At 38.7% G+C, this 15,952-nt stretch carries 13 protein-coding genes and 1 tRNA gene; 12 read left to right on the forward strand and 2 right to left on the reverse strand.

Annotation, left to right across the window (positions count from 1 at the left end):
• The first annotated feature begins 4 nt into the window (after window positions 1–4).
• From ACOFKR_RS07820 to ACOFKR_RS07850, 7 genes are all read left to right on the forward strand, one after another.
• Window positions 5–631 (forward strand): hypothetical protein, encoded by a 627-nt coding sequence (locus ACOFKR_RS07820; protein WP_419803464.1) that lies wholly within the window; start codon window positions 5–7, stop codon window positions 629–631.
• Window positions 632–801: 170 nt separating this feature from the next.
• A complete protein-coding gene (locus tag ACOFKR_RS07825) occupies window positions 802–3,402 on the forward strand; it encodes a hypothetical protein (RefSeq protein ID WP_419803465.1) in 2,601 nt (866 codons plus the stop codon).
• 145 nt (window positions 3,403–3,547) lie between these two features.
• Window positions 3,548–4,564 carry a ferrochelatase gene (hemH, locus tag ACOFKR_RS07830; RefSeq protein WP_419803466.1) on the forward strand — a complete coding sequence of 339 codons (1,017 nt, stop codon included), beginning with the start codon at window positions 3,548–3,550 and terminating at the stop codon, window positions 4,562–4,564.
• A gap of 125 nt (window positions 4,565–4,689) precedes the next feature.
• A complete protein-coding gene (gene rpsO, locus ACOFKR_RS07835) occupies window positions 4,690–4,968 on the forward strand; it encodes a 30S ribosomal protein S15 (protein ID WP_419803467.1) in 279 nt (92 codons plus the stop codon).
• Between the two features lie 276 nt (window positions 4,969–5,244).
• Window positions 5,245–7,377: a polyribonucleotide nucleotidyltransferase gene (gene pnp, locus ACOFKR_RS07840; protein ID WP_419803468.1), complete on the forward strand. Its 2,133-nt coding sequence runs from the start codon at window positions 5,245–5,247 to the stop codon at window positions 7,375–7,377.
• Window positions 7,378–7,686: 309 nt separating this feature from the next.
• Window positions 7,687–9,165 (forward strand): TonB-dependent receptor, encoded by a 1,479-nt coding sequence (locus tag ACOFKR_RS07845; protein ID WP_419803469.1) that lies wholly within the window; start codon window positions 7,687–7,689, stop codon window positions 9,163–9,165.
• Between the two features lie 656 nt (window positions 9,166–9,821).
• Complete coding sequence (locus ACOFKR_RS07850; RefSeq protein WP_419803470.1) at window positions 9,822–12,227, forward strand: hypothetical protein; 2,406 nt, start codon at window positions 9,822–9,824, stop codon at window positions 12,225–12,227.
• A gap of 136 nt (window positions 12,228–12,363) precedes the next feature.
• On the opposite strand, the gene ACOFKR_RS07855 is transcribed toward ACOFKR_RS07850, so the two are convergent.
• The gene (locus tag ACOFKR_RS07855) at window positions 12,364–12,984 is read right to left on the reverse strand and encodes a DUF892 family protein (RefSeq protein ID WP_419803471.1); all 621 of its coding nucleotides are present in this window, start codon (window positions 12,982–12,984) and stop codon (window positions 12,364–12,366) included.
• 178 nt (window positions 12,985–13,162) lie between these two features.
• Here ACOFKR_RS07855 and ACOFKR_RS07860 point away from each other — a divergent pair.
• The 5 genes from ACOFKR_RS07860 (at window position 13,163) to ACOFKR_RS07880 (ending at window position 15,310) form a co-directional block, all read left to right on the forward strand.
• Window positions 13,163–13,236, forward strand: a tRNA-Ile gene (locus ACOFKR_RS07860).
• Window positions 13,237–13,537: 301 nt separating this feature from the next.
• Entirely contained in the window at window positions 13,538–13,804 is a 267-nt protein-coding gene (locus ACOFKR_RS07865; protein WP_419803472.1) for an Arm DNA-binding domain-containing protein, read from the forward strand.
• Between the two features lie 72 nt (window positions 13,805–13,876).
• On the forward strand, window positions 13,877–14,362 hold the full coding sequence (locus tag ACOFKR_RS07870; protein ID WP_419803473.1) for a site-specific integrase: 486 nt from the start codon (window positions 13,877–13,879) through the stop codon (window positions 14,360–14,362).
• Window positions 14,363–14,485: 123 nt separating this feature from the next.
• The gene (locus ACOFKR_RS07875) at window positions 14,486–14,719 is read left to right on the forward strand and encodes a hypothetical protein (protein WP_419803474.1); all 234 of its coding nucleotides are present in this window, start codon (window positions 14,486–14,488) and stop codon (window positions 14,717–14,719) included.
• Between the two features lie 51 nt (window positions 14,720–14,770).
• Window positions 14,771–15,310 (forward strand): IS982 family transposase, encoded by a 540-nt coding sequence (locus ACOFKR_RS07880; protein ID WP_419803475.1) that lies wholly within the window; start codon window positions 14,771–14,773, stop codon window positions 15,308–15,310.
• Here the strand turns inward: ACOFKR_RS07880 and ACOFKR_RS07885 are convergent.
• Window positions 15,241–15,645 carry an IS110 family transposase gene (locus tag ACOFKR_RS07885; protein WP_419803476.1) on the reverse strand — a complete coding sequence of 135 codons (405 nt, stop codon included), beginning with the start codon at window positions 15,643–15,645 and terminating at the stop codon, window positions 15,241–15,243. The genes ACOFKR_RS07880 and ACOFKR_RS07885 overlap by 70 nt on opposite strands.
• Window positions 15,646–15,952 lie beyond the last annotated feature (307 nt).

The following is a 15,952-nucleotide window of genomic DNA, read 5'->3' on the forward strand; positions in this document are numbered from 1 at the left end:
TGTTATGAAAAACTTTGTGGTAGCCATTAGTTTATTTTGTATTGTGATACTAAATAGCGGATGTCCAAAGTCATCGTGTATTAAAACTAATTATTCATTTGCTGTAAATTCACAAATTAGTCCCGATTTAGATAGTATTCGGTTAGGGGATACACTTTACCTTACTTCATCTTTTCCCAAAAAATTAGTTGACGATTATACTAAAACTGTTGTCGATTATAGTAACTCTATGGGTATTGGTAGTACGTTAGGTTTAGTAAAATTGGTTAACGGTAGTTACCCAGGAAAAGATGCTGTTAATAGCTTCAAATACTCTAATGTGACAGGAAGTGTTTATAATGATAAAAGTATTCCCAGTCCTGATAAAATTCAGCAACTAAAATATGATGAGGTCAATGACAATTACAAACTTAAAATTGGAATAATTCCAATGGAAAAAGGTGTTTACTATTTAGGGGTAGGTAATGGTTTAAGCAATGGAAGAAATAAAAGTAATAGCTGCGAAAAAGCAAGTTTTAATATTACAATGATTAATACGTCTCAACATTTAAATTACTTTAGTGCTTGGAATCCTAATGGAACTCTTAGTACTTATGAAAAAGACAGGGCTTATTTTTTCAAAGTTTATTGAAACCTGTTTAAATTATTGTTCAATTAATTTTCATGCTTCTTTCAGCACCAATTTTTTAGTGCTAAAAGAAGCATGATTGTTTTTTAGGAATAAATTTGAACAGCAGCTTACCATCAATCAAACCAATTTCAATTAGTGGCAAGTTGGTATATTAGAAAAAATTAATCGATATGTTGGCTTTGCTTATTAAACAACTAAATGTAAGATGGTTAGTAGCTGGTTTATGTGTTTTGCTCTCCATAACGGTAAGCTGTTACGGGCAGCAAACAAACGCCATCCGGAGAATAAACTCGTTTGCGGATAGCCTGGCAAAAACCCTTCCTGTAGAAAAACTTTACTTGCAAACAAACAAACCAATTTATAACTCCGGAGATACTTTGTGGTTTAAAGGTTATTTGTTTGATGCCAAAAATTTAACCCCGTCCATCAAAAGCGGCCTTGTTTATATAGAAGTTATCGACAAAGACAACCAAATCATCAAGCGTATGCTTTTTCAGGTTGAAGATGGCTTGTTCCGCGGTTCAATCGCATTAGACAATGAACTGCGTGCCGGTGATTTTACTTTGCGGGCCTACACCAACTGGATGAGGAACTGGGGCACTGATTATGTTTTTACTAAAAAGCTTTTCTACATCAACACAACGCCAGCTTCTCTTGTCAATAACTCAGGCAATGCGTTAAATTTCAACAAGTCCAACGGCAATACTGCCAATCAATCAAACAGGACAGAAGATATTGACCTACAATTTATGCCGGAAGGCGGAAACCTGGTTAACGGACTGCAATCAAAGGTCGGTTTTAAAGCAATTGCAGCAAACGGCTTGGGCAAAGATGTTTCCGGGAAGATTTACAACAGTAAAAAGCAGGAAGTAGCAAGCTTTAAAACAACACATGCAGGAATGGGCTCTTTTGATTTTATCCCAAAGGCCGGTGAAACTTATGTTGCAAATATTATTACTGCAGGAATGGAACCTAAAACCTACGCTCTACCAAAAACGGAAGCATCAGGGGTTGCTTTGAAAATTACCAATGATCTTGAAAGTGATGTGTTGAAGATCAACATGGTTTGTTCTGAAACGATTTCTAAAACAGCTTTGTATTATCTCATAGCACAATCCCGCGGCGTGGTTTGCTATGGTGCGATTGCAAAATTTACAAATAAGGAAGTGAACTCTGTGATACAAAAAGATAAATTTCCAACCGGCATTGTCCGCATTACTTTGTTTGATGAAAACCTAAACCCCGTTAATGAACGCCTTACTTTTGTAAACCATCAGGACGGATTGAACATTCGCCTAAAAACAGCCCAGGAAAATTACCAGACCCGCGACAGCGTAACCCTACACCTAAAAGTAGCCGATAAAAACAGTATGCCGATACAGGGAAGTTTTGGCGTTGCGGTTACAGACGATGGCCTTGTTGCAGCTGATACGGCAAGCAATATTTTTACACGTTTATTTTTAACAAGCGATTTAAAAGGCACGGTTGAAAATCCAGCATATTATTTAATTTCAAAGGCAGAGAATTGGACAGCCCTGGAAAACCTGCTGCTCACCCAAGGCTGGGTTGGTTATCATTGGGACAAAAACTTTAAAATTCCGCAAGTAAAATATGCGGCACAGCCTGAATTTGCTGTAAAAGGGAAATTGACCAACCTGCTTAACAAAGGCGTTCCAAACGTCCCTGTCAAGCTGTTTTCCAGGCACCCGTTTTTTACAATGGATACGATCAGCAACCAAAGCGGTGAGTTCACGTTCAGAAATTTGCCATTGATTGATACCGGCAATTTCCTGCTACAGGCCCTGAACAAGAAAGGCAAAAGCAGGAACGTTGGTTTTGAGATGCAGGACGAAGAGCCTTTGCCTTTGCCCGCCCTTGCAAAAGCCAAAAAATACCCCCGTAACTATTTTGCAGACAGCACCTCGCTTGTTGTGATAAAAAACAATGTTGAGGCAAAAAGGCAAACCGAAGAAGTCTTGTTTGGCAAGAATGTTTTGAAAGAGGTGGTTATCAAAGGCAAAAGGGTGGTAAAAGGCTCAAAAAACCTGAATGGGCCAGGCAATGCAGACCAGATATTGGACGAAAAAGACATGCTCAAAGCTGCAAAAACGCCATTGATGGATTTTTTGAACAGCAAGATCAAAGGTTTTCATGAAGGAATGTTTCCGGTAAGGATTAGTCCCGGTTCTAAGTTTTGTTATATGATAAAAGCCAATCGTGTAAAATTCATTTTTGATGGTATTAATGCTGAACTCTATTTTCAGCCAGATGACGAATCAAAATATGATAGACTGATTTATTTGAATGGAATAATTGAACAGTTTACTGCAGAAGATATAAAAGGAATAGAAGTGCTGTATAGTGGTAAATACAACAACATATATAATGCAAAAATATCTTCTGGTGAGTTAGCTGGTTTTATCAGTCCTGTAAATGACCGCGACTATGCCTACATCGAAATCACAACAAATTCAGGCAGAGGGCCTTTAATCAATTCTAAAAACGGCTTTTATTTGTACAGGCCGCTGATGCCGGCTCTTGAAAAAGATTTTTATACGCCAAAATATACAAGCAGGGAAACGCAGGTAAAAACAAATTTCAGGCCGACGATACATTGGGAACCGGACGTAATAACAGACGCAAAAGGCGAGGCAATACTTAAATTCTTTACCTCAGACCGGACAGGCAATTATACAATTATTGCAGAGGGAAGCAACATGAACGGGCTTATTGGCTTTGGTAGCGGTAAAGTTTCGGTTAAAAAGGATTGAAATGAAGTTCTAAACCTGAGTCAACAATCCGAAAACAATATGTTATTACCTGGTAAAATTGACTTCAATTACTCTTTTTCATAATCACTTCAATCCAATAAAACCTATTTTTGCACGATAAAAGAAGCATTGCCGCAATTAGTTTATGGGAAAAAAAGGAGTTTTATTGGTGAATTTGGGCACGCCCGATAGTCCGAAAACAGCAGATGTACGCAAATATTTAGGGGAATTTTTGATGGACGGCCGCGTGATCGACATCAATCCTGCTTTGCGTGCTTTGCTGGTCAAAGGTGCAATTGTCCCTTTTCGGTCGCCAAAATCGGCTAAATTATATAAGGAAATTTGGTCGCCCGAAAACGGTTCACCGCTTTTATATTACAGCATCAAGCAAGCCGAATTGTTGCAGGAAAAGTTGGGCGATGATTACCAGGTAGAACTGGCGATGCGCTACCAAAACCCTTCCATCGAATCGGCTTTGAACAAACTAAAAGCTGCTAATGTAGATAGTTTGAAAGTGATCGCGCTTTTCCCACAATATGCTTCGGCCAGCAGCGGTTCTGTTTACCAAAAAGTGATGGAACTGGTAAGCAAGTGGTTGACGATCCCGGATTTATCTTTTGTGAATTCCTTTCACAACAATGAATTAATGATCGAGAATTTTGCGGAGAACGGTGCCAAGCATCAGCCGGAAACTTATGATCATATTTTGTTCAGTTTCCACGGATTGCCGCAACGGCAACTCATAAAATCCGATCCGACCCAAAAACATTGCCTAAAAACAGCAGATTGCTGCGCTACTTTAACGGATGCCAATAAATTTTGCTATTCTGCCCAATGCCACGATACGGCGCGTTTAATTGCGGAGAAGCTAAACCTCAGCAAAGAAAAATATACCATTTGCTTCCAATCACGCTTGGGCAATGATCCTTGGGTAAAACCTTATACAGTTGAAGTAGTGGCAGAACTGGCCAAACAAGGCAAAAAACGGATGCTGGTATTTTGTCCGGCTTTTGTGGCCGATTGTCTGGAAACGGTTTACGAAGTTTCGGTTGAATATGGTGAAGAATTTAAAGCTTTGGGCGGAGAAAAAATCCAACTGGTAGAAAGTTTAAATGATTCGCCGAAATTTATCGAGGCTTTGCGGGAAATGGCTGTTGCCTGATCTGGTCATACACCAATTTTTACCCGATAAAAGAAGCATTGTAAACCCTTGTTTCCTGAAAAAATTCCGCTTATCTTCGCGCCACAATTCACACAAATTATTCACGCTTTAATATTATTCAGGTAATGTATTTAAGTAAAGACGCAAAAGCTGAGATTTTTGCCAAACACGGACAAAGTGCAACTGACACCGGTTCTGCCGAAGGCCAGGTAGCGTTGTTCACCACCCGGATTGCCCATTTGACCGGACATTTGAAAAAAAACAAAAAAGATTTTTCTACCCAATTATCCTTACAGAAATTGGTTGGTAAACGTCGGGCCTTGCTGGGCTATTTGTTTAAAAAGGATATTAACCGTTACCGTGCCATTATCAAGGCATTGGAACTTAGGGATATTATCAAATAACCTGGAGTAATTTCCGCAAAAAAGCCATCTCAATTGTAGGTGGCTTTTTTACTTTAAGCCTGTTTAAAATTATGTCAAAAAAAAATGCAATGCTTCTTTTACCGTATAAAATTTAGTGCCTACATTGGTTTTAAATAAAAAAACTTACCATTTTTTAGGGGATAAAAGAAGTATATAAAAACTATTCAACAAATTTTAAACAGGTCCTGTTAAAAATAAAATTTCTATAAACAAGGTGCGTTCTAAAGATGAAAAACGTGCCGATACAACAACAAAATGAACGTAATAAAAAAACAAATTGATCTGGGCGATGGCCGCACCATCGAGATCGAAACCGGGAAATTGGCCAAACAGGCCGATGGTTCGGTGGTGGTAAAAATGGGAGATACGATGTTGCTGGCAACGGTAGTCTCCTCTAAAGAAGCAAAAGAAGGCGTTGATTTTTTGCCGCTTTCAGTTGATTATCAGGAAAAGTATGCGTCAACCGGACGGATTCCAGGCGGGTTTTTGCGCCGCGAAGCCCGTTTATCGGATTATGAAGTGTTAATTTCGCGTTTGGTGGACCGTGCACTTCGTCCGCTTTTCCCAGAAGATTATCATGCCGATACGCAGGTGATGATTTCCTTAATTTCTGCCGATAAAAACATTATGCCGGATTGCCTGGCCGGTCTGGCTGCTTCGGCTGCGATTTCGGTTTCTGATATTCCTTTTAACGGACCGATTTCTGAAGTCCGCGTAGCAAAAGTAGATGGCAAATTAGTGATCAACCCAACTTTATCTGATCTGCAAAAAGCAACTTTAGAATTTATGGTTGCCGGTTCTGCTACCGATATTGTAATGGTAGAAGGTGAAGCCGATGAAATTGCTGAAGCCGAAATGGTTGAAGCCATTGCTTTTGCACACGAAGCCATCAAAATACAAGTTGCCGTGCAGGTTGAGCTTGCTGAAGAAGTTGGTAAAACCGATAAACGTGTTTACAATCACGAGCACAGCAATTTAGAGCTAAAAGAAGTGGTTTTTGCGGCCACTTATGATAAGGCTTATGCTGTTGCCGCTTCTGCATCAGGAAAAGATGACCGCAGCGCAGATTTTAAACAAATCCGTGATGAGTTCATCGCTTCCATGGGCGAAAACCCTGATCCGATTCAAGTTGGTTTAGCTAAAAAATATTTCCACGACGTTCAGTATGATGCTGTGCGGAATCTGGTTTTAAACGAAGGCAAACGTTTGGATGGCCGGAAAACAACTGAAATCCGCCCGATCTGGAGTGAAGTTGGTTATTTGCCCGCTGCCCATGGCTCTGCCGTTTTTACCCGCGGCGAAACACAAGCTTTAACTTCTGTTACCTTAGGTTCCAAAACCGATGAGCAGATGATTGACGGCGCGTTCATAAATGGTTACAGCAAATTTTTGTTGCACTATAATTTCCCGGGATTTTCAACCGGAGAGGTTCGCCCAAACCGTGGTGCCGGACGCCGCGAAATCGGCCACGGTAACCTGGCCATGCGTTCTTTGAAAAAAGTATTGCCCGGTTTGGAACAAAACCCTTACACCATTCGTATCGTTTCTGATATTTTGGAATCCAACGGTTCATCTTCCATGGCAACGGTTTGTGCCGGAACTTTGGCATTGATGGATGCCGGTATTAAATTAACTGCTCCGGTTTCGGGGATTGCCATGGGTTTGATTACTGACGAAACAACTGGTAAATACGCTATTTTGTCTGACATTTTGGGTGATGAAGATCACTTGGGCGATATGGATTTTAAAGTTACCGGTACAGAAAAAGGTATTGTAGCTTGCCAGATGGACTTAAAAATCAATGGTTTATCCAACGAAGTTTTAATAAAAGCTTTAGATCAGGCGAAAGAAGGCCGTTTGCACATCTTAAACGAGATGAAGAAAACGATCGCTGCACCTCGCGAAGATTACAAACCACATGCACCGCGTATTGTGAGCATGACGATCGACAAAGAATTTATCGGTGCGATTATTGGGCCGGGCGGAAAAATCATCCAGGAAATGCAGCGCGAAACAGGTGCTACCATTGCTATTGAAGAAGTGGATAATAAAGGCATCATCGAGATTTTTGCAGACAACAAAGCTGCAATTGATGCTGCCGTTTCGCGCATCCGAAATATTGTTGCCAAACCGGAAGTTGGCGAAACTTACGAAGGTAAAGTGAAAACGATTATGCCTTTTGGTGCTTTCGTAGAAATTATGCCAGGTAAAGATGGTTTGCTGCACATTTCTGAAATCGACTGGAAACGTTATGAAACGATGGATGGTATTTTTGAAGTAGGCGAAATAGTAAAAGTGAAATTGCTGGAAGTGGACAAACAAGGAAAGCTAAAATTATCGCGTAAAGCTTTATTGCCTCGTCCGCCAAAACCGGAAAATGCACAGTAATAGTTTTTCAACATTGAATAGGAAAGCCCTTTGGAAACGAAGGGCTTTTTTTATGCCTGTTTTTTTTGTTGTTATATTTCATTCAGCCTAAAACCTGCGGATTAGCTTTAAAGATATATGCAAATTAAATTTATTTTTGTATAATCGATAAAGAACTAAAATTAACGGGTTTTAAAAGCATCCGATGCTTCTTTTAGCCCTAAAAAATCAAGCTGATTGTTATTTATTGCGCTGACAAAATTTTAGGTGATAAAAGAATCATCTGGCTATCAGTCTGTTAGGTATTCAGTTTACAAATATTATTATATTATGAATGTTTATAATAAAGATCTCAGCACCACTCAAAAAGCACTGGCCGTTAACCTTGATCCTAAAGTTTACGGCTCTTTTGCAGAAATCGGGGCAGGGCAGGATGTTGCGGCACATTTTTTTAAAGCCGGTGCCGCGGCTGGCACAATTGCCAAAACGATGTCTGCTTATGACATGACTTTTTCTGACGCGATTTATGGCGTGCAGCAAACCAAACGTTATGTAAGCGAGCAGCGGTTAAACTCTATGCTGGACCATGAGTACTGTTTGCTGCTGGAGCGTTTGGCTTCACAACGCGGCGACAATTCTACGTTTTTTGCTTTTGCCGGAACTTTTTCTGCTTTAAATTACCTGAAAACCAATGATGGCCACGGCTGGATGGGCGTTCGTTTTCAGTTGGAGCCGAACGGGCCGGAGCATAACGTGATCGTGCATGTAAAGTTGCTGGACAATGATAACGTTTTGCAGCAGCAGGCGGTCGGGGTTTTGGGCGTAAACCTCCTTTATGCCTGTTTTTATTATAATGAAATGCCGCCGGTTTTTTTGAAATCTTTGATCGATAACCTTACGACAGACCGTATTCAAATTGATATGATTCGGTTTGAAGGCCCGGGTTTCAGTAAAATTGATAACCGGCTGATGAGTTTGCACCTGGTGAAATTTGGTTTTTCGGATGCTGCAGTTTTCGGTCCTGACGGAAAAAACCTGCAGCCCACCGAAGTATTGTATAAAAAGCATATTGTGGTTATGCGCGGGCGTTTCCGGCCGCTGCTCAACGTGCATCTGGATATGCTAACCCGTGGCGTAGAGCAGTTTAAGCAGGAACCTGATGTTGATGCCACCAAAGTTGTAGTGATTACAGAGCTGACTTTGCAATCTTTAAAAGAGCGTAACGCCGATCCGGATGCAGAGATTGATGAAAAAGATTTCCTGGACCGGGTAGATATTTTATGTTCGCTCGGGCAAACGGTTTTGATTTCCAATTTCCACGAATATTATAAACTGGTGGCTTATCTTTCAAAAATTACCAAACTTAAAATTGGCGTGGTCTTGGGTTATCCAAATCTGGAATATATTTTTTCAGAAGAGCATTATGTTAATTTGCCGGGCGGGATTTTAGAATCATTTGCCACGCTGTTCAGCAGGAAAGTAAAGTTGCTCATTTATCCAACTTTAAGTAATGGTGAAATACAAAACTGCTTGAAGTTTTCTCCTCCTGCACATCTGGTTGATTTGTTTGACTACCTGATTGTAAACGATAAAATTGAAGACATTAAAGATTTTAACGAAAGCAACCTGCATGTGCAAACGGACAATGTTTTACAAATGATTAAGCAGGACATACTCGGTTGGGAAGGTTTTGTACCGCCCGCAGTGGCCGCAATTATCAAAGAACAATATTTGTTTGGCTTTAAAGGGGAAGATGTGGTTTCAAATTTAAACCAGATTGTGCCTGGTGAAGCTAAAGGATCATTTTGAGAAAATCCTGAAAAATGTATGATAAAAACAGTATTATGTAATTGTGCCAAAGCTGTTTTAAGTCGATTGTGTTTTAAGCCTTTTAAAATCTTACTTAGAAGAACTGATGCTTCTTTTAGCACTATAAAATTGGTAGCTTATATCATTCATAAATACAACCCACTGATTTTTAGCCGATAAAAGAAGCATCGAAAGTAAATTGAAAAATATTTATTGTTTTTAGGTTTTTGGATCAGAGTTTTTGCTAAACTCAAAATCAGTTCTGTCCCGGTTTTTCAAAGCAGGGCAATAATTCCCCAAATGTTGTTTATGATAAGATAACATCAATTTTTTCAAGCCAGAATTACAATGGTATAGTTTGTGTTTACAGTGGATTTAAGTGTTTGTTTGTTCTGTAAATGCCTGCTTAACTGTTTGGTACAAGAAAAATAGATGAAACCAACAGGCTTACATAATCGTTTTAGCAGCAAAGCTATGCGCTTGAAAGCAGGAATCAGTTTTACACTAAATAAATTATAAACATATTACCGAAATAAATTTAATTACACTAATATTACACCATCATTATAGAAACCTTTATGAAAAGAATTTTCCTTACCAAAAATTATTTTAAACCTAAGCTTGTTCTCTGTATTGCCATTTCATGCAGTTATGTTATGCTTAGTAACCAGGCAAATGCTCAATACAAAGCACCTCAGGACACTGCAAAAATCAAACATGCCCCAAACGCGCCTTTAACAACCTATCAAACTACTACTCAGCCTTACAAGCCGGATTCGCGTTTTGTGGGTGCGGCAGTTAAAGCGGCAGAAATTTTATCCGATACCACTAAGTATGACCCAAAGAAAGGCGTTGCCATTGATCAGTTGTTTAGTAAAGAAGATTTGCAATATGTAGTGAAGCAAGGCACTCAGGGTGTTGCGGTTTTGTTTGATTTGGTCAACCAGCATCTTCCTAAAGGGCAAACCATAACTTTCAGAACGGAAGGACAATCAGAAGTTACAACCGGGAGCAACCCATTGGTTTTGAGTAATCTGCGGGCAATGATCGCGGCCAAACCGGGTTCTGCCCTAAACAATCCGCAGCAGTGGAAAGAAAACATATACCTGGCTTATATGGCCCGGGATTATGCAACTAAATTAAGCAATACCATTACCATTACATCTGCCACGCGCGAAATACGCGAAACGCCGGGTTTGGAGATTATTGATTTTAACGGACAATCAATTACAATTGGTAAAATTTTAGCCCGATATCAGGCAAAAAACGCCAATAAATATCAGGCTGAAAAACAAGCCGTTTTGAATTTTCGTGAGCATACCTTCCCAAGTGAGAAAATCTCCAAAGAAACCGCTAATGAAAATTATAAACGTGCTTTATTTGATCTGATTGATTTACAGGAAGGGGACATTAACCGACATCCGGAAACAAAAAAGTTTGTTGATGTTTTAGCGGCCGATCTGCAAAAAGGAAAATCGAGCAACGTAGTTAATGCATTAAAAAACAATCACTTTTTTGATGCCAACGTTCCGGGAAATGCCGGTCCGGTATTATTGACTGAAGATTCTGTACTTAATGCAGATAAAGTACAAATGCACCCGCAAGATAAGGCATTGGAGATCATGACTTTAACAGCTTTGCATTACGGTGAACGGGACGCCGTGAAATTGTTGAGAAGTTTGGTAAACGGAAAAGGGACTGTACCTGCACGGCAAACTAATGAATTTACACCTGTACGTTTGGGCCAATTGATCAATCATGGCACAGAAAAATTAAAATCATTGGGTTTTGGTGAAGCTAAGGTAGATAACATGTCCACTTCGGATTTGGTATTGCTGGCTGTTGCTGCACCGGATGCACCTGTGGTTATCAGACCGGATGCCTATTTATCACTGCGGAATGTTGGCAGTACCATTGCAAATTATTATAACACTACAGAAACCAGTGAAACCAAAAATGTAGTGATGTTTAACCCACGCATTAGTTTAGGCAGCAGGCACACAGAATATCGTGCTGCTTTTGATGCAGTAGATTTTGTTCCGGAGTTTTTGAACGGTGTATATTTGAACCAGAAAGGTTCCCGTATCACACAAAACGGGTTTGAGCTAAGGGTAGAGTCTGATTTGTATTTTACCAACTCCTTAAACATTATTGAAAAAGGGGTAAAGCCGGTTATATTTCCAGAATTTGGGATAATTTTAGGCGGCGGCCAGCGTAAAGTCGGATATGACAATAATACAACCCCCGGCCCTTTAGGGGCAGTTCCACAATTTAAGAATACTTATTTTAACTGGGGCGCACACTTAGGTTTAAATGTAGGGCCAATTTTGCTCGCTACCGATGCCACTTATCTGTCAACAGATGAAGAGACCAACCCAAATAAAAGATTTTTCGATCTTTCGCAAGGTTCTACTTATTACCGGTACACCGTATTAGCTCATCTAATCAATTTTGGGCTGGGAAAAATTGCTGAAGGTGGCGGCAGTCATCTTACAATAGATGCAGAATATACCGGTGAAACCAACAACTCCGGTATCAAAAATCGCACTTTTGCAAACAGCAGTGCCGTGCAAACCGGTAATGATGAATGGGTTCGGGATTACAACAGGGCGCATCCCGGCGGTGTGTTCAATGCTGGCATTGCAAATAGCATGATTATCAATGGTGATGTTAAATCCACCTATGCGTCAAGCAGTTATGCAGCTATAACTGTTGGGTTACAAAAAAACCACTTTCAATTTAAGGCAATGGGCGGATCTTATAATATTTATACAGTTCCTATCAATGGTAAAAAACTAATCAGCGGCGAAACCATTAAAAACATTTTGAAGGGTAATTTATTTGGAGCTTTAAGTGTAACTTACCATTTTGGCTCAAGTAGTTTTAGTTCTAAATACAGAAAAACGGATTCTTACTCAAAAATTGGCACAGAAGAATCCGAGCACAAAGCGGAAGAATCTTCATCTGAAGAAAGAACTGGATTTGGGCCAAGAAACCACGCCATTTTCACCAACGGAAAAGCCCGTTTAACACCTGCGGAAATTACCCCTCAGAAATTGTAAGCAGTAGGCTGCATACCGAAAATTAGTAGGCAAAAAAAGCATAGTTAAAAAAAAGCTGTTATGTAAATAACAGCTTTTTTTAGTTTAACATCCGGGAATACTGTTTTTACGACCTATTTTTTCTTATAATAAGATTTCAGCATAAAAATGGATTGATAGAACTTTCCATATATTCTTTGGCAATCAGTTTAAACATGGTTTGATTAGATTCACATTCATCATAACTATATTGCAAATACTGTTTGATATCGATATTATTTAACGAACCGGCAATTGATTTCAAAGTTGAATAATAAAATTTTTTAACGCTTAATATTTTTTGAATATAAAAGACTAAGCTTAAATCTTTTGATAAATTATCTTGTAAGTAGCTGTTTTCATCCGGTACCAAAACGCTTAAAATACTTTGCGTAGAGGTGCTATGTTGCATGTCGGGGTTTTTGTGCAGGGTATTAAAAATAATATCGATACGGGCAACATGTGACTCAACTTCTGCAGAAAGCTCCTGGATTGCATTTTCTAAATCACCATAACAACTTTCATCAGCTAAATAGCTAAGCTGATTTTTAAACTTTATCAAAAGAGGATGGATTTTGTTAAGGTTGTAAATAAAAGCCCTTTGTAAGGCTGGTTCATCTAACTTGGTATGATTATCTAAGTAAGGTTTTTTCATATAAAAATTATATCCAGTAAAAGAATCAACAGCAATAGCCAGTAAATAATAAATTTCCAAAGCCCAAAGTGTTGGGTTTAACAATAATAGGTTAGTAATAAATGGTTAAATTCATTTAATAATTTTACTAATATATATTCATAATATTATTTATTAAAATATATTTTAAAATTATAATCACGTATCAATCGATATCGATTATTTTTTGACTGAGGTATTCAGAATCTGATTACTATTTTGTAAAATTGCAGCATAAATAACCGCGCCTATAGCTCAGTTGGTTAGAGTAGAAGACTCATAATCTTTTGGTCCCTGGTTCGAGCCCAGGTGGGCGCACAAAAAGCACCTTAAATGGTTTTAAAAAGCCTGTAAATTAATTGATTTACAGGCTTTTATGTTTTTAACCATATCAAATCAGGTCAAACTTTCTCAAGGTTTACAATACCTATTCCGTAACCTGTTTTCAATTTTTACTTTCGAGGTATTGAAAAGTGGTCTAAAAAACTGTATATCAGTAATTTACAAATCTAAATGTGCCATAAAACATTGTCTTTTTTGCCCCTTTTTGATACCTAAAACCGGAGGGTTCAATTCCAAAATTGAAACAAATTTTATTAAAATAAAGGAGAAAAGGGACATGAAAACGAGCAATACATTTGGTATCCAGTTCATTATCAGGCAGGATAAAATTAAAAACGACAAGGCACCTATCTATGCCAGGATCACTGTAAATGGTGAAATTGTCCATTTTGCACTAAAACAATGGGTCGATCTAGCCATTTGGGATACGAGCCGCGGTTCTAGTAAAGGAAAGGTTGAGGCCGCTAAATATATTAATAACGGTTTAGATCAGGTACGGCTTGCTTTGAGTAACTGCTACCAGGAGTTACAGGTAGAAGGGTAAACTAATAACACCTGACGCAATCAGGGATGCTTTTTCGGTACAGAAAGTACCGAACTCAATACTTTAAGCAGGTTGGTTGAATACCACAACGAACAGGCAAAACACGAGCTCACCTGGAGCACTTTAAAACACTATTATGTTACCCAGCGCTACCTTGTAAAATTTATGGAAAAGCGGTTCCGGAAAAAGGACGTGCTCCTGCACGAGATCAACTATAAATTTATTGCAGACTTTGAGATTTATTTGCAATCACATAAGCCATTGGACCATCAAAAGCCAATGAACAACAACGGTGTGATGAAACACCTCATCCGTCTGCGTAAAATGACGAATTTTGCCATTAGGCTGGACTGGTTACCAAATGATACGTTCAAGAATTTTAAAATCAGGCATCAAAAGGTAGAAAAGGAGTTTTTAACCAAGACGGAATTGGATAAAATTCATAAAAAGCAATTAGCTGTAGAGCGGCTGGAAATAGTCAGGGACGTATTTGTTTTTTGCTGCTATACCGGTTTAACTTACGTGGATGTGTTAAACTTAAAATATACTAACGTGTAGTGCGATTAAAAACGGGAGATAAAAATATAAGAAAATGTTGTACAATACGTTGTAAAACAGTATCTTAAAGAAGGATTACGACCAAGTAAACTATTCTTTATGCACAACCTTTCGAGCAATTTCATGATTTTTTTAGACATTATCAAATCTGTTTTCAAGTCATCCATTAATACTGATGATAACTTTAAGTTTTATCCAAGAAAGCCCAAGCTTTCTGATTGCGATATACTTGCATTGGCGCTCTCGGCAGAACCTATCGAGATTGATTCAGAAACTTATTTATTCGGAAAGCTAAAAAAGGATTATTTTGAGCAGTTTCCGCAACTGATCCACCGCAGTAATTTTAACCTTCGTTAAAAAGCACTTGCCCACCATTTACAACGATTAAACCAGTTCCTGGCAGACAGCATGAATGAGGGCGAGAATGTATTTATTATAAACTCTATCCCTGTACCTGTTTGCAAAATTGCCCGTGAAAAATCCTCAAAGATCTGCAGGGGGGATTTTGAAACAGCTCCGGACAAGGGTTATTCAGCAGTCAATAAAGCTTATTACTACGGCTATAAGCTACACATGATTACTTCGGTTAACGGCGTATTTCACGCTATGGACCTCAGCAAAGCAAGCGTTCATGATAGCTGCTATCTTAATGATGTAAAGCATTCAGGATTAAATAACTGTATTCTTGTTGGTGATAAAGGGTACTTGTCAAAGACGCATCAAATAGACTTATTTAGCTTAGCAAAAATCGAACTAAAAACACCTCTGCGTAGTAATCAGGAAAATAAAAAAGTCATTGCTCCTGTTTTTAGAAAAGTCAGAAAACGTATTGAAACATTGTTTGCCCAGCTTTGCGACCAATTCATGCTCAAAAAAAATTATGCTAAATCTGTAGCTGGGTTATCAGTAAGGATTGTAAATAAAATTGCTGCTGTAGGCATTTCATAGATCGGTGGCTGCATTTTTTCTCCGTACAATGCAATTAGTTTAGCATCTACAAAGTAAGTTTTGGTCACGACCATCATCATTCTGGCAAAATACTTGATCTGTTTGGGATTGACTAGGCTTACGGCTATCTCTTGCTCGCTAAGCATATAAAGTAGTAAAGTCCCATAATTTCCAGTAGCCTCTAAAACACAATGATAGTCTGCATTTGAAATAGAGCCGATGAATTTTTTTACCCCTTTGGCATCATTGGGACAGCTTTTTGTCTGGTAGCCGTTTTGTACAGGACAAGCAGCCACAAAGGTGCCTTTTGCGATGTCGATTCCAACAAACTTCATGACTTTAGGTTTAGATAAACAATAATTACACCTCGTGAACTATCGTCGTAAACACAGGCTTGTTGCCTAACGAACTATTCAGTTTTGAGATGTAAAAACGAATGGGGACAGAACGTGCCAGACGGTATTTATTACCAACAGTTCATCGGCCTTGATCCATACGTTTTTTACTTCAGTAAACGTACGACAGTTCATTTTACACTACCAAAAATAGTGGTACTTCTTTTATGCCTGTAATATTTTTTGAATATTATACCGATAAAAGAAGCATTGATATTTCCTGTTTTTAGGGTAATAAAAGAAGCAT

The organism is Mucilaginibacter sp., assembly GCF_965201005.1.
GTDB lineage: Bacteria > Bacteroidota > Bacteroidia > Sphingobacteriales > Sphingobacteriaceae > Mucilaginibacter_A.